This is a genomic window from Lentzea sp. NPDC036955 (genome assembly GCF_055608005.1).
This window is the reverse complement of record NZ_JBVJRC010000007.1, coordinates 274,320-291,451: the sequence shown is the minus strand read 5'-3', so window position 1 is coordinate 291,451 and position 17,132 is coordinate 274,320. Positions and strand designations below refer to the sequence as shown.

General features: G+C 69.9%; 18 protein-coding genes. 9 read left to right on the top strand and 9 right to left on the bottom strand.

Going from position 1 to position 17,132, the window contains the following annotated elements; translation table 11 throughout:
• The first annotated feature begins 49 nt into the window (after nt 1-49).
• Complete coding sequence (locus tag ACZ7CF_RS25100) at nt 50-730, top strand: hypothetical protein (RefSeq protein WP_470370718.1); 681 nt, start codon at nt 50-52, stop codon at nt 728-730.
• Here the strand turns inward: ACZ7CF_RS25100 and ACZ7CF_RS25095 are convergent.
• On the bottom strand, nt 627-1,400 hold the full coding sequence (locus tag ACZ7CF_RS25095; protein WP_458430703.1) for a lysophospholipid acyltransferase family protein: 774 nt from the start codon (nt 1,398-1,400) through the stop codon (nt 627-629). The two genes, ACZ7CF_RS25100 and ACZ7CF_RS25095, sit on opposite strands and share 104 nt — an antisense overlap.
• 118 nt (nt 1,401-1,518) lie before the next feature.
• On the opposite strand from ACZ7CF_RS25095, the gene ACZ7CF_RS25090 reads away from it, so the two are divergent.
• Nucleotides 1,519-3,903: a DNA translocase FtsK gene (locus tag ACZ7CF_RS25090; protein ID WP_360390623.1), complete on the top strand. Its 2,385-nt coding sequence runs from the start codon at nt 1,519-1,521 to the stop codon at nt 3,901-3,903.
• 298 nt (nt 3,904-4,201) lie between these two features.
• Here ACZ7CF_RS25090 and ACZ7CF_RS25085 read toward each other — a convergent pair whose 3' ends face one another.
• The 4 genes from ACZ7CF_RS25085 to ACZ7CF_RS25070 all read right to left on the bottom strand — a co-directional run bounded on the left by ACZ7CF_RS25085 (nt 4,202) and on the right by ACZ7CF_RS25070 (nt 6,599).
• Nucleotides 4,202-4,669, bottom strand: coding sequence for a phospholipase (locus tag ACZ7CF_RS25085; RefSeq protein WP_470370717.1), 468 nt, complete (start codon nt 4,667-4,669; stop codon nt 4,202-4,204).
• 191 nt (nt 4,670-4,860) lie between these two features.
• Nucleotides 4,861-5,712 carry a MerR family transcriptional regulator gene (locus tag ACZ7CF_RS25080; RefSeq protein ID WP_458430705.1) on the bottom strand — a complete coding sequence of 284 codons (852 nt, stop codon included), beginning with the start codon at nt 5,710-5,712 and terminating at the stop codon, nt 4,861-4,863.
• Between the two features lie 63 nt (nt 5,713-5,775).
• Nucleotides 5,776-6,276, bottom strand: a complete 501-nt coding sequence (locus ACZ7CF_RS25075) for an amino-acid N-acetyltransferase (protein ID WP_360390615.1) — start codon at nt 6,274-6,276, stop codon at nt 5,776-5,778.
• Nucleotides 6,277-6,281: 5 nt separating this feature from the next.
• Nucleotides 6,282-6,599: a hypothetical protein gene (locus ACZ7CF_RS25070; protein ID WP_470370716.1), complete on the bottom strand. Its 318-nt coding sequence runs from the start codon at nt 6,597-6,599 to the stop codon at nt 6,282-6,284.
• A gap of 133 nt (nt 6,600-6,732) precedes the next feature.
• On the opposite strand from ACZ7CF_RS25070, the gene rimO reads away from it, so the two are divergent.
• The 7 genes from rimO to ACZ7CF_RS25035 all read left to right on the top strand — a co-directional run bounded on the left by rimO (nt 6,733) and on the right by ACZ7CF_RS25035 (nt 13,224).
• Nucleotides 6,733-8,145, top strand: coding sequence for a 30S ribosomal protein S12 methylthiotransferase RimO (gene rimO, locus ACZ7CF_RS25065; RefSeq protein ID WP_360390608.1), 1,413 nt, complete (start codon nt 6,733-6,735; stop codon nt 8,143-8,145).
• On the top strand, nt 8,142-8,720 hold the full coding sequence (pgsA, locus tag ACZ7CF_RS25060) for a CDP-diacylglycerol--glycerol-3-phosphate 3-phosphatidyltransferase (RefSeq protein WP_470370715.1): 579 nt from the start codon (nt 8,142-8,144) through the stop codon (nt 8,718-8,720). The genes rimO and pgsA overlap by 4 nt, the downstream gene beginning before the upstream one ends.
• Nucleotides 8,717-9,193: a CinA family protein gene (locus tag ACZ7CF_RS25055; RefSeq protein WP_458430709.1), complete on the top strand. Its 477-nt coding sequence runs from the start codon at nt 8,717-8,719 to the stop codon at nt 9,191-9,193. Before pgsA ends, ACZ7CF_RS25055 begins: the two co-directional genes overlap by 4 nt.
• Before the next feature lie 105 nt (nt 9,194-9,298).
• Nucleotides 9,299-9,727: a helix-turn-helix domain-containing protein gene (locus tag ACZ7CF_RS25050; protein ID WP_470370714.1), complete on the top strand. Its 429-nt coding sequence runs from the start codon at nt 9,299-9,301 to the stop codon at nt 9,725-9,727.
• 372 nt (nt 9,728-10,099) lie between these two features.
• A complete protein-coding gene (locus tag ACZ7CF_RS25045) occupies nt 10,100-10,951 on the top strand; it encodes a PspA/IM30 family protein (RefSeq protein ID WP_360390597.1) in 852 nt (283 codons plus the stop codon).
• Nucleotides 10,952-10,979: 28 nt separating this feature from the next.
• Nucleotides 10,980-11,801 (top strand): phage shock envelope stress response protein PspM, encoded by an 822-nt coding sequence (pspM, locus tag ACZ7CF_RS25040; protein ID WP_470370713.1) that lies wholly within the window; start codon nt 10,980-10,982, stop codon nt 11,799-11,801.
• 181 nt (nt 11,802-11,982) lie between these two features.
• Complete coding sequence (locus tag ACZ7CF_RS25035; protein WP_458430710.1) at nt 11,983-13,224, top strand: uracil-xanthine permease family protein; 1,242 nt, start codon at nt 11,983-11,985, stop codon at nt 13,222-13,224.
• Here ACZ7CF_RS25035 and ACZ7CF_RS25030 read toward each other — a convergent pair.
• From ACZ7CF_RS25030 to ACZ7CF_RS25015, 4 genes are read right to left on the bottom strand one after another with little or no spacing between them, the layout of a single operon-like run.
• Complete coding sequence (locus tag ACZ7CF_RS25030) at nt 13,198-14,193, bottom strand: quinone-dependent dihydroorotate dehydrogenase (protein WP_360390590.1); 996 nt, start codon at nt 14,191-14,193, stop codon at nt 13,198-13,200. The two genes, ACZ7CF_RS25035 and ACZ7CF_RS25030, sit on opposite strands and share 27 nt — an antisense overlap.
• Before the next feature lie 60 nt (nt 14,194-14,253).
• Complete coding sequence (locus ACZ7CF_RS25025) at nt 14,254-15,492, bottom strand: cytochrome P450 family protein (RefSeq protein WP_470370712.1); 1,239 nt, start codon at nt 15,490-15,492, stop codon at nt 14,254-14,256.
• 32 nt (nt 15,493-15,524) lie between these two features.
• The gene (locus tag ACZ7CF_RS25020) at nt 15,525-16,286 is read right to left on the bottom strand and encodes an Fpg/Nei family DNA glycosylase (protein WP_470370711.1); all 762 of its coding nucleotides are present in this window, start codon (nt 16,284-16,286) and stop codon (nt 15,525-15,527) included.
• Nucleotides 16,279-17,124 (bottom strand): ParA family protein, encoded by an 846-nt coding sequence (locus tag ACZ7CF_RS25015; RefSeq protein ID WP_360390583.1) that lies wholly within the window; start codon nt 17,122-17,124, stop codon nt 16,279-16,281. Before ACZ7CF_RS25015 ends, ACZ7CF_RS25020 begins: the two co-directional genes overlap by 8 nt.
• Nucleotides 17,125-17,132: the final 8 nt, after the last annotated feature.

The window sequence follows — 17,132 nt, the reverse complement described above, 5'->3', positions numbered from 1 at the left end:
GGGAGATCCCTGATGCGTAGCGAGCCGATGTGTAGGCACACTACACGTCATGGCGAAGCGGTTGAGGACGTTGGTGGTGTGGCTGCACGTCGTGACGTCGGTGGGCTGGCTCAGCCAGGCCGTCGCGTTGCTGGCGTTGGTGCTCTACGGCCTGAAGACCGGTGACGGCAGCGCTTTTCGCATGGCGCGGGTGCTGGACCACCGGGTGCTGGCGTTCATGGGGGCGGCCAGTGCGTTCACCGGCATGATGCTCAGCGCCACGACGCCGTGGGGGTTCTTCCGGCACTGGTGGGTGACCGCGAAGTTCGCGATCACCGTCGTGCAGCTCTACGCGGGGATCTTCATCCTGAGCGACAACCTCGAAGCGGCGGCCCAGGGGCACGTCACGCCGTGGCTGCCGGTCGGGACGGCGTGCATGATCAGCGCGTTCTCGTTCCAGACGTGGCTCAGCGTCGCGAAGCCCTGGGGGCGCACGCCGTGGGCGGACCCGGGGGTCAAGCTGCCCGTGGCGAGCGCGAAGGCGTTCGCGCTGGCGCTGGTCGTGCCCGCGGCAGACTTGGCGATCGGGCTCTGGGCGGGCAGCCCGGCGCCGTTCCTCATGCTGGTCACGGTGATCGCCTACGCGGTCAGGCGGGCCGCCAGGGGGAGACGCCGGTGGTCGGGCGGGTCGGGTCCTGGAAGCGCGGCAGGTCGGGCTCGTCCAGGCGCAGCGGCACCAGGTTCTCGGTGATGGCGCGCATGATGCGCTCGTGCGCGCGGCGGGCGTCGCCCATCGTGTCCGCGGACAGGTCACCGAGCTCGACCGGCTTGCCGAAGTGCACCTTGAAGGTCGGGCGCTTGCGGACCGCGGAGAACCACGACGTCAGGTACGGCAGGAGGTCCCGCCACCCGTTGACGTGCAGGTTGCCCCAGTACACCGCCTCGTGCGCGCCCCACTGGCTGATGGGGATCACCGGGATGTCGCCGCCCAGCGCCATGCGGGCGACACCGGTCTTGCCGCGCTCGGGCCACATGCCGGGGTCGAGGGTGATCTTGCCCTCGGGGTAGACGGCGATCGGGTCGCCGCCGTTGCGCAACGCCGCGACGGCGCGGTGCATGGCCTCACCGGCGTTCGCCGACGCGCGGTCGACGCGCAGGTGACCGCACGCCTTCAGGGCCGGGCCCATGACCGGGGCGTCGAGCAGGCCGCCGGCGAGCATGAACCGCGGGTTGATCCCGACCTTGCGGCACGCGGCGATCAGCACGAACGGGTCGAGGTTGCCGATGTGGTTCGAGGCGAGCAGCAACGGCTTGCCGAGCAGATCCGGTGGCACGTCACCGGAAACCTCGAGCTTGCCGGTCAGCGCGACGAGGCCGCGGTCGACCACCATGAGCACGCGCCAGAAGAGCGGTGTGGACACGCGGGGCAGCGTACGGCGTGTCGGATCGTCTTCGTGCACGAACGGGTGAACGATGGGGTTTCGCGCGCGTCCCAGTTGCGAACGAGGCTGGTGAGGCGCAAGGGACTACCTTGTACACATGGCCGGGCGCACAGGGACTTCGAGAAAGACCACGTCACGCGGCAAAGCACCAGCGAAGCCACGGGCGCGGTCCACCGCGTCCAGAAAGCCCCCCGCGCGCAAGAGCGGCGGCGCCGTCAGCGCTGTGTGGGGCGGCGTGGGACGTGGCGTCGGCAGTGTGGTGCGCACGGTGAGCCGCACCAAGGACCTCGATCCCGAGCACCGCCGTGACGGGCTCGGGCTGCTGCTGATCGCGCTGGCGTTCATCACCGGTGCCGGTGTGTGGTGGCAGGCGGGTGGTCCCGTCGGCCAATGGGTGGACGTCGCCGTGCGCAGCTCCGTCGGGTTCCCCGCGGTGATCGTGCCGGTGGTGTTGCTGGGCATCGGCATCACGTTGATGCGCACCGACGCCGTGCCCGACGCGCGGCCGCGGCTGATCATCGGCTCGCTGCTGATGATGATCGGCGTGCTCGGCATGTTCCACCTCATCGGCGGCCTGCCGATGGACCCCGTCGCCCGCCGCGACGCCGGTGGCGCCCTCGGCTACCTGGCCGGCGGGTTCCTGGCGCAGGGCCTCACGTCCTGGGTCGCGGGACCGTTGCTGTTCCTGATCTTCTCCTACGGCCTGCTGGTCGTGACGCACACGCCGATCCGCCAGGCGCCCGAGCGGATCCGGTCCCTGCTGCACCCGCGGCAGAAGACCGACGTGTTCGCGGACGAGGACGACGAGCTGCCGGAGGAGGAACCGAAGCCGGTCAAGCTGCGGCGCCCGTCGCGCCGCCGCCAGGCCGTGGCACCGGTGGAGCCGGAACCGGAGATCGAGCTGCCGCTGGAGGAACCGGAACCGGCGCCGAAGCCCGCGCCGAAGGAGTCCGCGAAGAAGGCACCCGCCCCGGCGATGGCCGTGCGGGCCGTCGAGGGCGACTACCAGCTGCCGCCGCCGACCATCCTCAAGGACGGCGACGCGCCCAAGGCCCGCAGCAAGGCCAACGACCAGATGATCGAGGCCATCACCGGCGTCCTCGACCAGTTCTCGATCGACGCCCAGGTCACCGGCTTCACCCGCGGCCCGACGGTCACGCGCTACGAGGTCGAGCTCGGCCCCGGCGTGAAGGTCGAGAAGATCACCGCGCTGACCAAGAACATCGCCTACGCGGTCGCGACCGACAACGTCCGGCTGCTCGCACCGATCCCCGGCAAGTCCGCGGTCGGCATCGAGGTCCCGAACAGCGACCGCGAGATGGTGCGCCTCGGCGACGTGCTGCGCGCCGGCTCGACGGTCAAGGACACGCACCCGATGGTGATCGGCCTCGGCAAGGACATCGAGGGCCACATGGTCACCGCGAACCTGACGAAGATGCCGCACCTGCTGGTCGCGGGCTCCACGGGTTCCGGCAAGTCGTCGTTCGTGAACTCGATGCTGGTCTCGCTGCTGGCCCGCGCGACGCCCGACGAGGTCAGGATGATCCTCATCGACCCGAAGATGGTCGAGCTGACGCCGTACGAGGGCATCCCGCACCTGATCACGCCGATCATCACGCAGCCGAAGAAGGCCGCGGCGGCACTGGCGTGGCTCGTCGAGGAGATGGAGCAGCGCTACCAGGACATGCAGGTCAACCGGGTGCGCCACATCGACGACTTCAACCGCAAGGTGAAGTCCGGCGAGATCAGCGCACCCCCCGGTTCCGAACGCGTGTACCGCCCGTACCCGTACATCATGGCGATCGTCGACGAGCTCGCCGACCTGATGATGACCGCGCCGCGCGACGTGGAGGACGCCATCGTCCGCATCACGCAGAAGGCGCGTGCCGCGGGCATCCACCTGGTGCTGGCGACGCAGCGCCCGTCGGTCGACGTCGTGACCGGCCTGATCAAGACGAACGTGCCGTCACGGCTGGCGTTCGCGACCTCCTCGCTGACCGACTCGCGGGTCATCCTCGACCAGCCCGGCGCCGAGAAGCTGATCGGCATGGGCGACGGCCTGTACCTGCCGATGGGCGCGGGCAAGCCGGTGCGCATCCAGGGCGCGTTCGTGGGCGACGAGGAGATCGCCCAGATCGTCGACTTCACCAAGAACCAGGCACAGCCCGAGTACACCGACGGCGTCACCGCGGCCAAGGCCGGCGAGAAGAAGGAGATCGACGCCGACATCGGCGACGACCTCGAACTGCTCGTCCAGGCCACCGAGCTGATCGTGACCTCGCAGTTCGGCTCGACCTCGATGCTGCAGCGCAAGCTGCGGGTGGGCTTCGCGAAGGCCGGCCGGTTGATGGACCTGCTGGAGACGCGGGGCGTGGTCGGGCCGTCGGAGGGGTCGAAGGCGCGGGAGGTGCTGATCAAGCCGGACGAGCTGGAGTCGGTGATCTACCTGATGCGCGGTGGCGGGCCGGGCGACGAGGACTAGGGCGTCTGGGCCGTTCGGGGCTCGGGTGGGCTGACGGGTCCGGTGTGATGGGGCGGGCTTGGGGGCGTGAGGACTGGCTTGGCGAGGTCGGCTTGGCTGGGTCCGGCTTGGCTGGGTCCGGCTTGGCTGGGTCCAGCTCGGCGAAGTCTGGCCTGGCGAGATTTGGCCTGGCGAGGTCCGGCTCGGCGAGGTCCGGCCGCGCCCGTTCCTCTCCCGTCGAACGCTGACGCAGGGGTACCCCCTGATCGGGGACCCCTGCGTTTCAACGTACTCAGCGGGTCTGACAGTGCCGGGCGACCTACCGCAGCCCGGCCTGCTGCAGAGTGGCCGCCGTCGACGAGCCGCTGCCACCGAACTGGCGCACGGCCGCGTAGTACACGTCGGCCGTGCGGTTGCACGCCCAGTTGCCGGCGCAGATGCCGTACATGTCGGACTTGAAGCGGTTGTCGATGCGCAGCCGGTTCGCATCGGTGAAGCGCGACTGCCGCTTGAAGTTGCGGTAGCCGAAGTCGTGGCGGTGGCAGGCGGGCTGGAACTTGAAGCCGAAGGGGCTGTCCGGCGAGTACGAGCAGCCGTCGGACGACCAGTCGAGCTGGTCCGCGTAGGGCTGCTGGGCACGCAGTGTTGTGAACTGGCCGACGGTCTTCGTGAACACGTAGTCGTCGGTGACCGCGACGATGTCCACGGCCTGGGCGGGCGCGCCGGTGAAGATCAGGGCCACGGACGCGGCGACACCCACGAATGCCGAGCGCACGGTCTTCGACATGACGGGCTCCTCTGTGTGTGAGCGGGGTCTCGTTCCGTTGTAGCCGGTGATCCACAGGTGCCGGTAGACACGATCCGGTGAACGTCAGGTGACCGCACCGCGGTTCGTGCCGCCACTGCTGAACCGCCGCTCAGCTCTCGGGGTCCACATCGGACAGACTGCGTGGTGCGCACGACGAGCACCAGGCCGGGTCAGCGACCAGGCTCGTCCTCGTCCCCTCTGCGCAGGAAGTTCTCGATCTCCTGCTCGCTCGGCAGGTCACCGGCCGGATCGACGATGTTCTCGGCGATCGGCGGCAACGGCTGCTCGGCCCACGCGGGCTGGAAGTCGTCGCTGGGCAACAACCCGTGCCGCGCCGCGAACTCCTCCGCCGCGTCCCGGATGGACTCCCGCAGCGTGCCGACCACCGCGGTCTCCGCGGTGAAGGTCAGCTCGACGAGCAGCGAGCGGACGTTCTCCAACTGGTTGTCGTCACCGGCCTTGCGGGCCAGCTCCGGCCAGAACCGCTGCTCGAACAACCGCACGAAGTCCGCCGCAATGGAGTCCGTGGCCGCGCGGAGCCGGGTGAAGCTGTCCATCACGTCGTCGCTGGGCACCCTCAGCCCCGCGAGCCGCCCACCGGCTTCGAGGGCCCACCTGCGCGCGTGCGGCCAGCCGTACTTCCAGCGGACGAGACCCAGCCGCATTGCCCGGAGGAGGAGACGCGGCTGGACCTCACCCATGGGCACGAGGTGCTTGATGTCGCGCACCTTGATCCGCACCCAGTCGTCCGGCCCCTCGGTTTCACCCATGCCGAGGACCGTGGCGACGCTTTCACCCTTCTCGCGCGCGGCGATGAGCTCGGCGATCGCGGGCAGTGAGAACCCCCGCTGCTGCAACCGCTGCACCAACGTCAGCCGCTCGACGTGCGAGGCGTCGTAGTACGCCACGCGCCCCTGCCGTCTCGGCGCGTGCAGCACACCTTTCGTCTGGTACATCCGAATGGTGCTGCTGGGCAGCGCGACACGGGCGGCGAGCTCGTCGATGGTGAGCGATTCGGACACGGGTACGAGCTTGGTGCGCCCGCGTTAGTCGAGTCAAGACTCTTCGAGTGAATACTCGAAGGGTTATAGCTCCAGGAGCATCCGACTGTTGCCGAGCGTGTTCGGCTTCACGTAGCTCAGGTCGAGGAACTCGGCGACACCCTCGTCCACCGACCGCATGATCTCCTCGTAGACCTCCGGGCTCACCGGCGTGCCCTCGATCTCCACGAACCCGTGCTTGCCGAAGAACCGCGTCTCGAACGTGAGCACGAAGATCCGGGCCAGCTGCAGCTCCTTCGCGGTGGCGATGAGCTGGGCGACGATCCGGTGCCCGACCCCGCGGCCCAGCGCGACGGGGGACACGGCGACGGAGCGGATCTCGGCCAGGTCCTCCCACATCACGTGCAGGGCGCCGCACCCGAGCAGCTCGCCGTCCTCCTCGGCCACCCAGAATTCCTGGACCGCCTCGTACAGCGTGACCAGGGGTTTGGAGAGCAGGACCTTGCCGGCATACCCGTCGATCAACGCTTTCATGGCGCGCACGTCGCTGGTGCGGGCGCGCCGCACGACTACCCCACTGGTCACAACCGTCAAGTATGGGCCGCGCCCTCGTCGGGGTTCTCGACCGGTTCGGGATCGGGAGGCGGTAGCTCCCCGGGAGAGGGCTCGGGCGCGTTGAGGAGCAGGCGGAGCATCTCCACGGAGTGCCTGCGCTGGTTCTCGGACCGGCTGTGCAGGGCGTGGTTGACCACTTTCTCCTCCAGGTCGGCGCGACGCCGGACAGCGGCCGATCGCACCCATTCGCGGAACGTCCGCGCCAACTCCACCCAGACAGGTCGGCTGACCAGCGCGAACACCAGCAGCAGCGCAGGCACCGCGTACCCCGACCTCAACGCCTCGACGAGCACGTGCCGAAGAGTGCACTCACGGAAGTAGCGAGAAGTGGACAGATTGTGGATACGTCGCCTCGCACACTCCGGGCCCGGACGTCCCGGCAGCGCGATTCAAGCGTCGGCACCCGGGGCGGTTACGCTGAGCGCCGTGTCTTCTCCCACCACTCCGCGACGCGTGTCGCTGCTGACCCTGGGCTGCGCCCGCAACGAGGTCGACTCCGAAGAGCTCGCCGGACGGCTCGGCGAGGGCGGCTGGGAGCTGGTGGACGAGGGCGCGGACGTCGTCGTCGTCAACACGTGCGGCTTCGTCGAGCAGGCCAAGAAGGACTCGGTCGACACGTTGCTCGCCGCGTCCGACACCGGCGCCAAGGTCGTCGCGGTCGGGTGCATGGCCGAGCGGTACGGCAAGGAGCTCGCGGACAGCCTCCCCGAGGCGGCCGCGGTCCTGGGGTTCGACCAGTACAACGACCTGGCCGAGCGGCTGCAGGACGTGCTGCACGGCAAGCCGGTCGAGTCGCACGTGCCGGTGGACCGGCGCACGCTGCTGCCGATCACGCCGGTCAAGCGCCAGGAGGCCAAGGACGCGGTGCAGGTGCCCGGCCACGGCTGGGGGCCGACGAAGGTCCAGCGCAAGCGGCTCGACGACGCGCCCGTGGCGCCGTTGAAGATCGCGTCCGGGTGTGACCGGCGGTGCAGCTTCTGCGCCATCCCGAGCTTCCGCGGCGCGTTCGTGTCGCGGCACCCCGACGAGGTCGTGTCCGAGGCCATGTGGCTCGCCGAGAACGGCGTCAAGGAGCTCTTCCTCGTCAGCGAGAACTCCACGAGCTACGGCAAGGACCTGCCGCGGGAGCAGGGTGCGCTCGAACAGCTCCTGCCGCGTCTCGCGGGCATCCCGGGCGTCGAGCGGGTGCGGGTGAGCTACCTGCAGCCGGCCGAGACCAAGCCGAGCCTGGTGGCCGCCATCGCGAAGACCGACAAGGTCGCGAACTACTTCGACATGTCGTTCCAGCACTCCAGCGAGAACGTGCTGCGGCGCATGCGCCGGTTCGGCGACACCGACAGCTTCCTCAAGCTCGTGTGGCAGATCCGCGAGCACGCGCCCGAGGCGGGCATCCGCAGCAACTTCATCGTCGGCTTCCCCGGTGAGACCGAGGAGGACCTGGCCGAGCTGGAGCGGTTCCTCACCGAGGCGCGCCTGGACGCGGTCGGCATCTTCGGCTACTCCGACGAGGACGGCACCGAGGCCGAGGACCTCGACGGCAAGCTCGACGCCGACACCATCGCCGAGCGGGTCACCCGGATCGGCAACCTCGTCGAGGAGCTCACCAGCCAGCGCGCCGAGGACCGGGTGGGCACCGAGGTCGTCGTGCTCATCGAGCACGAGGAGGACGAGGAGAGCGACTGCGTCGGGCGCGCCGAGCACCAGGCGCCCGAGGTCGACGGCGAGTGCATCGTGCTCGAAGCCGAGGACCTCAAGCGCGGTGACCTCGTCCGCTGCCGGGTCGTCGACTCCGAGGGCGTCGACCTCGTGGTCGAGCCGATCGGGGTAGTGGGCACATGACCGAGGCCCGGAAGGTCCCGCTGCTCAACGTCGCGAACATCCTGACGATGACGCGGCTGGTCCTCGTTCCGGTCTTCCTGTTCTCCCTGTTCGAAGCTGGCGGTTTCGACACGACCTGGCGGCTGATCGCGTTCGGCGTGTTCGCCGTCGCGAGCTTCACCGACCACATCGACGGCACGCTCGCCCGCAAGCACGGCCTGATCACCGACTTCGGCAAGATCGCCGACCCGATCGCGGACAAGGCGCTCACCGGGTCCGCGCTGGTCGGGCTGAGCATCCTCGACGTGCTGCCGTGGTGGATCACGATCACCATCGCCGTGCGCGAGGTCGGCATCACGCTGCTGCGGTTCTGGGTGATCCGCTACGGCGTCATCCCGGCCAGCCGCGGCGGCAAGGCCAAGACGCTCGCGCAGGTCATCGCGATCGGGTTGTTCGTGCTGCCGGGGAACGACGTGCTGGAGCTGGTCGCGTGGGCGATCATGGCACTGGCGCTGGTGCTCACCGTGGTGACGGGAATCGATTACGTCATCAGGGCGTTCAAGATGAAAGCAAGGGCAGATCGGGCCGTCGCATGACGAACGTGGTCGATCTGCTCAAGGCGAGGAACCAGACCGTCGCCACGGCCGAGTCGCTCACCGCGGGTCTGCTGTGCGCGACGATCGTCGACACACCGGGGGCGAGTGCCGTGGTCCGCGGTGGGTTGATCGTCTACGCCACCGAGCTCAAGCACGAGCTCGCAGGCGTGGACCAGCAGCTGCTCGACGAGCACGGTGCCGTGCACCCCGAGGTGGCCCTCCAGCTGGCCGGCGGTGCCCGGACCAGGTGCGGGGCGGACTGGGGGATCGGGCTCACCGGGGTCGCCGGACCGGACCCGCAGGACGGCGTCGCTCCAGGCACGGTCCACATCGGCTTGAGCGGGCCTGGAGTGTCCACGGTGCGGACCATCACCGTGAGTGGCGACCGAAAAGCGGTCCGTCTCACAGCGGTGGAAAAAGCCCTGGTCCTGCTCTCGGACGAGCTGCTGGGCACCGCGGACGGGAACAAATGACGACCAACCGTTCGTTCGCCCTGGGCGGACGTGTTCGGAAGTCACTGCCCGTTGTCGGTGTCGATCGGTAACGTAGGGACACGGCCGGCCGGAAGGAGGCGCGCGATGACCGTGCTGCTGCGCGAGGCGATCGGTGATCGGCTTCGCCATGCCCGCACCAACCAACGCCGCACGCTGCGCGAGGTCTCTCGGACCGCCCGCGTGAGCCTGGGGTACCTGTCCGAGGTGGAGCGCGGCCGCAAAGAGGCGTCCAGCGAGCTCCTCGCGGCCATCTGCGAGGCACTGGAACTGCCGCTGTCCGAGCTCCTGCACCACGTCGCCTCCGACATCGGCGCCGTCCAGCAGACGCCGGACACGGTGCCGGACACCGTTCAGAGCGGTCGTGCGGACCACGGGCGCGGCAAGCTGGAGGGCGGCCGCGTGCTGCCCACGACGCTCTCGGACGACCTGTCCGACCTGCGGTTGCAGCCGATGCTCAGCCACCGGCTCACCAGCAAGATCGGCGAGCCGCCCAAGGCAGTGGCCGCCGCATAACCACCCATGTCGTTCTCCGGCCCCGTTCGCCCCCTGGTGAGCGGGGCCGCTGGCGTTCTGGTGAGCTGAGAGGGCGCTGAGAACCGCTGTGGCCGCCGCCACGTGACTCGCTGCAACAACATCGTGCGCTCGTGCGTTCAACTGACAACGACCCCCGTCGGCTGAACGGGAGACAACGGCTTGGCCACAGCGGGTGGGGTCACCGCGTCCCAGGACGCGGGTGCGGGCAGGATTGCACGTCGTCAGGCGTGTTCTCCTCAGTCCCGGGGTGGGGTCAGGGTGTTCCCGGATATCTCCCCGTGTCGGTGGATACGCCGACGCACAATTGAGACGATGGATCCAACACCGGCACCGAGAAGGCAGGCGTAGGAGATGGCCAGTCCGTTCGTGAAGTTCTGGAAGTACCTGATGGCATCGTTCTCGTCCAAGATCGACGAGCACGCTGACCCGAAGGTGCAGATCCAGCAGGCCATCGAGGAGGCGCAGCGTCAGCACCAGGCGCTCTCTCAGCAGGCCGCGGCCGTCATCGGCAACCAGCGGCAGTTGGAGATGAAGCTCAACCGCCAGCTCGGCGACGTGGAGAAGCTGCAGGCCTCCGCGCGCCAGGCGCTCGTGCTCGCCGACGAGGCGCGCGCGAAGGGCGACGAGCAGAAGGCGCAGCAGTTCGAGAACGCGGCGCAGGGCTTCGCCACCCAGCTCGTGACCGCGGAGCAGGGCATCGAGGACCTCAAGACGCTGCACGACCAGTCGCTGCAGGCCGCCGCACAGGCCAAGCAGGCCGTCGAGCGCAACTCGATGATGTTGCAGCAGAAGCTCGCCGAGCGCACGAAGCTGCTCAGCCAGCTGGAGCAGGCGAAGATGCAGGAGCAGGTCTCCGCGTCGCTGAACCAGATGAGCGAGCTCGCCGCGCCCGGCAACGTGCCGTCGCTGGAAGAGGTCCGCGACAAGATCGAGAAGCGCTACTCCACCGCGCTCGGGTCCGCCGAGCTCGCCCAGAACTCGGTGCAGGGCCGGATGCTCGAGGTGCAGGCCTCGACCACCCAGCTCGCCGGTTCGTCGCGGCTGGAGCAGATCCGCGCGTCCATGCACGGTGGCCAGGCGAACACGCCGCAGCAGGTCACCCAGGGCAACAGCGCGGCGGCGCAGATCCAGGCCGAGATCGCGCAGCGCGTGCAGCACGAGCAGAAGACCACGCAGCAGCAGGTCCCGCCGGCTCAGAACTGAGCGGGGCAGGAGGAGTCAGCAGGTGATCATGGAGCCCTGGAGAAACCGTCCCAACAACGAGATCGTCCGCAAGGTCGTCGGCGAGTTGGGTGCGTCGCTCCAGGGCCACCCGCTGGCCGAGCAGGCGCGCTACCGCCTCCAGAGGTGGAACGACCCGGTCGCGAAGCTCGAACGCAGGCGCAAGCGCACCAACGCCGTGCTCACGTTCTGGGCGATCCTGATCACGATGCTCGGCACGCTGGCCGTCTTCGGCTTCACCGGCGTGCTGGGCACCTGGGCCGCCGTCGCCGGCACGGTCGGCGCGGCAGTGCCCGCGGTCCTCGCCGTGCGCAGCGGCTTCAAGCTGCGCGAGATCGGCGCGGCCCGGCAGCGGCTCGCACTCAGCCCGCCGCCACCGCCCCGGCCGCCGCTGCCCGCGCACATCTCCGCGGCACGGGTGCCGATGGAGAAGCTGCACAGCGCCGAGGACACGATGACCGAGCTGCTGAAGCAGCTCGACTCGCCGGCGCTCACCTCGTTGCCGACGGAGTCGATCCAGCACGCCCGGCAGACCGCCCAGGAGGCGTCGGCCGCCATCCGTTCGGTGTCCGCGCAGCTCCAAGCCGTCGAACGGGCCCGCGACACCGCGCCGCACCTGGAGCGCGGCTCGCTCGTCGAGGGTGTGCGGGTGCTGCGGATCCAGCTGGCCGACGGCGTGGACCGCTACTGTGCGCTGGTGGCCGCGGCGGGCCAGGCGCTCGCGGCGAGCACCGCGTTCCGGGACCCGCGCATGGTGCTGGACGACGCCACCGACCACATGGCCGGTCTCGCGTCCGCAATGCGGGACGTGACAGGCTATTCAGCGTATTAATCGTCACCCTGGGTAATCACGTGCGTCTATCGGCGTGGATTGCTGGAGATATTTACGGCAATCGTGTGATTATCAGACCGTTATCTAGCCGTGGCCACTACCAGGCGTGGCAGGATTCCGGGGCCGGGCAGCGGGAAGTCCGGGTGGGTTGCCGGGAGGCAGTGCGTTGGCGTTGTGGACCGTGCACGGGGACGGTCGGGTCACCGACGGTGAGGCCGTCGCACCGCAGGAGCGGGCGAGCTGGCCGCTCACCATCGGGTTCGGCGTGCAGCACCTGGTCGCCATGTTCGGCGCGACGGTGCTGGTCCCCACCGCGACCGGCCTGCCGGTCGCCACGACGCTGCTGTTCTCCGGCCTCGGCACGCTGCTGTTCCTGCTGATCACCAAGAACCGGGTCCCCAGCTACCTCGGCTCGTCCTTCGCGTTCGTCGCGCCGCTGGTGGCCGCCCGTGAACAGGGCATCGCCGCGCAGCTCGGCGGGGTGGTCGCCGCCGGTCTGCTCGTGATCGTCGTCGGCATCGCCGTCAAGGCGCTCGGCGTGCGGCTGCTGGAGTCGGTCATGCCGCCGGTCGTCACCGGTGCCGTCGTGGTCATCATCGGCCTGAACCTCTCGCACCAGGCCACCTCGCACTTCGCGGAGCAGCCGGCGCTGGCCGCGATCACGACCGGCGTGGTCCTGCTGGCCGGTGTCCTCGGCCGCGGGCTGCTGGTCCGGTTCTCGGTGCTGGTCGGGTTCGTCGGCGTCTGGGCCGGCGGGGTGCTGGCCGGTGCCGTGCCGCCGGCGCGGTTCACGGCGTTGCGCGAGGCGTCCTGGGTGGGGCTGCCACAGCTGCACCAGCCGGAGCTGCGCCCGTCCGTCGTGCTGCTGATGCTGCCGGTGGTGATCGTCCTGGTCGCGGAGGTCGTCGGCCACGTCAAGGCGGTGGCCGCGCTGACCGGCCGCAACCTCGACGGCAGCGCGGGCGACGCGATCATCGCCAACGGCCTGTCCACGGCGCTCTCGGGCCTGGGCGGGGGCGTGGGCACGACGACGTACTCCGAGAACATCGGCGTCATGGCCGTGACCCGGATCTACACCACGGCGGCGTTCGCGGTCGCCGGGGTGCTCTCCGTGCTGCTCGCGTTCTCCCCGAAGGCCATCGCGCTGTTCGGCACCATCCCGCCCGGTGTGCTGGGCGGGTGCACGCTGGTGCTCTACGGCCTGATCGTGCTCATCGGCGTGCGGATCTGGATGGACCGCGGCGTCGACCTCACCAACCCGGTCAACGCCATGGTCGGCGGGGCGGCGCTGGTCGCCGGCGTCGGCGACCTGACCATCGAGATCGGCTCGCTGAAGATGGGCGGCCTGGTGTGGGGGTCGCTGTTGGTCGTGATCCTGCACCCGGTGATGCGCTGGCTACGCGCCGCCCGGCACCCCGCGTAGCGCCTCGTTGATCCGGCTCACCAGGCCGGGACCCTCGTAGATGAAACCGGTGTAGAGCTGCACCAGGCTCGCGCCCGCGTCGATCATGCGCAGGGCGTCGTCGGGCGTCGCGATGCCGCCGACGCCGATCACCGGCAGGTCGCTGTTCTTCGTGATGAACCGGACGACGTCGTTCGCCCGCTGGGTGAGCGGCCTGCCGCTCAGACCGCCTGTCTCGTCCCTGTGGGGGCTCCTGAGGCCCTCGCGGCCGAGGGTGGTGTTCGTGGCGATGAGGCCCTTGATGCCGTGGTCCACGCACACCTGGATGACCTCGGCGATGGCGTCGTCGGTGAGGTCGGGCGCGATCTTGACGAGCATCGGCTTCTCGGTGGCCCGCGTCATCGCCGCGACGAGCTCGGTGAGCGCGCCCTTGTCCTGCAGGCTGCGCAGGCCGGGGGTGTTGGGCGAGCTGACGTTGATCGCGTAGTAGTCACCGTGGTCCTGAAGGGCGCTCAGCGAGTTCAGGTAGTCCTCGACGGCGTGTTCGACCGGGGTGACCTTCGACTTGCCCAGGCTGATGCCCAGCGGCGCCCTGAGGGTGGTCTTGTCGAGCTTCTGCGCGAGCGCGCGCGCTCCGGCGTTGTTGAAGCCCATCCGGTTGATGATCGCCTCGTCCTCGCGCAGGCGGAACAGCCGCGGCTTGGGGTTGCCCGGCTGCGGGTGCCACGTGACCGTGCCGACCTCCACGAACCCGAAGCCCAGCGCGGCCCACGCCGGCAGCGCCCTGCCGTCCTTGTCGAGACCGGCGGCGAGCCCGACCGGGTTGGGGAACCGGACGCCGAACACGGTGCGCGGGTTGTTCTGGCCCCGCGCGAACCTGGCCAGCGGGCTGAGCCGGGCCATGGCGGCGAGCGTGGTCTCGTGGACCCGCTCCGCGTCGCCACCGTGCATCGAGAACAACGCCTTGCGAACCACCTGCTTGTAGACCACGCGCCCACCCTATAACGCCAGTTCAGAACGGGCGCACCGGCTCTCGTCCGCCAGCGCCGGTCAGGACGGCCTGGGCACCTTCACCGTCGCCTGCTCGTCGAGCGGCACGGCCGGCCTGGCCAGGAACCGCACCGGCAGCGACCGCAGCCCCCGGCTGCCCAGCGACACCCGCCAGCCCAGCGGTCGTGCGGTGTCCAGGGCGAGCCCCGTGCAGCGGCCCAGCAGCGCGCGGAACGCCACGTCGCCCTCCAGCCGAGCCATCGGCGCGCCGAGGCAGAAGTGCATGCCGTGCCCGAACGCCAGGTGCTGCCGATCCGCCCGCTCGATGTTGAGCTGGTCGGCCCGCGGGTAGCGCGTGGTGTCGCGGTCGGCGGAGGCCAGCGACAGCAGCACCACGTCACCGGCGGGGATTCGCACGCCGCCGATCGTCAGGTCCCCGCTCGCGAACCGCAGCAGGTGCGAGGCAGGGCCGTCGAACCGCAGGAACTCCTCGATCGCGCCCGGCAGCAGCGACGACGAGCGTTGCAGCAGCTCCAGCTGTTCCGGGTGGCGCAGCAACGCCAGCGCGCCGTTGCCGACGAGGTCGACCGCGGTCGTGTACCCCGCTACGAGCAGCAGGAACGCCAGCGAGGCGAGCTCGCGGTCGGACAGCGCGGCCTCGCCGCTCGCACGGGCCAGCCCGCCGATCAGGTCGTCGTCGCCGGAGGTCCGCTTGTGCGCCACCAGGTCGAGCAGGTAGCCCGAGGCCTCCTCGCGGGCGGAGGCGGCGTCACCGTCGGCGAGCCCGGTGACCACGTCCGCCCAGTACCGGAAGTTCTCCTGGTCCACCGCGGGCACGCCGAGCAGTTCCACCAGCAGCGTGATCGGCAGCGGCGCCGCGAAGTCCGCGACCAGGTCGCAGCGCCCGGCGTCGAGGAACCCCTCGACCAGCGTCGTCGCGAGCTGCTCGGCATGCGGGCGCAGCGCGGCGATGCGGCGCGGGGTCAGCTCGCTCGACACCGCGCGGCGCAGGCGGGTGTGGTCGGGGGCGTCGCTGTTCATCATGTGGTCCGACAGGTCGCCGAACCACCACGACGCGAAGTGCGGGTGCCCGCGCAGGGGCTCGGCGAGCGCGGCGCCGTGCGAGGACAGCAGCGGGTGGTCCAGTGCGGCCCGCACGTCGGGGTAGCGGGTCACGAGCCACATCGGCGCGCCGAAGTTCTCGACCCGGTGCACGGGACCCGCTTCGCGCAGGCTCGTCAGCACCGGGTACGGGTCGTCGGTGAAGCCCGGGCGCAGCGCATCCAGATTTACCGCCATGTCGAAGGACACGGCCGGACGAGCCCTTCGGTTCAACCGGACTGGCATTTTGGGCAGAAGTAGACGAACCTGCCGTCGAGCTCGCCCGACCGGACCCTGGTGCGGCACCGCAGGCACGGTCTGCCGGTGCGTTCGAAGACGTAGTGCTGTACGCGCAGGTCGCCCGTCGTGGACTGCTCCGGCCGCCACTGGTTGGCCTGCAACAGCTTCCGCGACAGCGCGACCGCTCGGGCCGGGTCCACCGCGGACACCGGCGCCGTCGGGAGGATGCGCAGCAGGAAGCAGACCTCCGCGCGGTAGAGGTTGCCGACACCGGCCATCACGCGCTGGTCCAGCAACGCGATGCCGATGGCCCGGTCGGGGTCCGCGGTCAACCGCCGCACCGCCTCGGCGGCGTCGAAGCCGGGGGAGAGCAGATCGGGCCCGAGGTGGGAGATGAGCTCGTCCTCGCGTGCCGTCGGCAGGAGCTCCATGTCGTGCAACGCGAACCCGATGGCCTGCCGGTCGTCGACCTCCAGCACCGCCCGCGCCTGGTGCCCCGGCCGCTTCCAGCGCTCGCCCGGCCGGTACAGGTGCCACGCGCCGTCCATGCGGAAGTGGCTGCGCAGGCTGTTGCCGTCGGAGAACCGGGTGAACATGTGCTTGCCGTACGTGCGCACACCGAGCACGTCGAGCCCGGCCAGGTCCACCGCGGCCAGCCTCGGGTGCCGCAGCTCGCCGCGCACCAGCGTCTTCCCGGCGAGCGCATCGTTCATCCGATGGCCGGCCAGGAAGACGGTGTCGCCTTCAGGCATCCACCGCCTCTTGGATCTCGTCGTCGTCGAAGTCGTGGTGCACCGCGCGGCGGCGGCTGCGGGAGATGCGCTGGATCCGGGCCAGCAGCAGGTTGAACGCCAGCGCCACCTCACGTGCGCCCGGAGTACCCCACTCGTGGATCGGCATGCACGCGCCCTGCGCCTGCTGCACCGCGAGCCGGTCCGGCAGCGCCACCGGCATCACCAGCGGGCCGAAGATGTCGCGCAGCTCGTCGATGCGGAACTGGTGCTCGTGCGAGCGCGGCCGCACCCGGTTCACCACCACGCCCAGCGGCTGCAGGTCGGTGTTGTTCTTCTCACGTTCGTTCTGCACCGCCTCGAACGCGCGCTGCACGCCCGCCACGGCGAACATGGTGGGCTCGGTCACCAGCAGTGCGCGATCGGCCGCGACCAGCGCGGAACGGGTCAGCTGGCCCAGTGAGGGCGGGCAGTCGAGCAGCACGAGCTGGTAGGGGAACTCGTCGTACATGTCGCGCAACGTGCGCAGCGCGGTCTTGAGCCGGTGCAGGCGCGACTCGTTGGGGTCGGGGTGGTTGAGCAGCTCGGCGTCCTCCGACCCGGACAGGACGTCGATGCCGTCACCCCACCTGCTGGGGCGGATCGCCTGTTCCAGGTTCTCCTCCGACGGGTCCTTCAGGACGTCGTAGATGCTGGCCTTCGGATCCTCGGGCTCCAGCGTCGACGTGGCGTTGCACTGCGGATCGAGGTCGATCACCAGAGTGCGGACACCACGGCGGAGGGCGGCAGAGGCCAGGCCGAGCACCACCGTCGTCTTGCCGACGCCTCCCTTGAGGCTGAGCACGGACACCGTATGCACAGACCTAC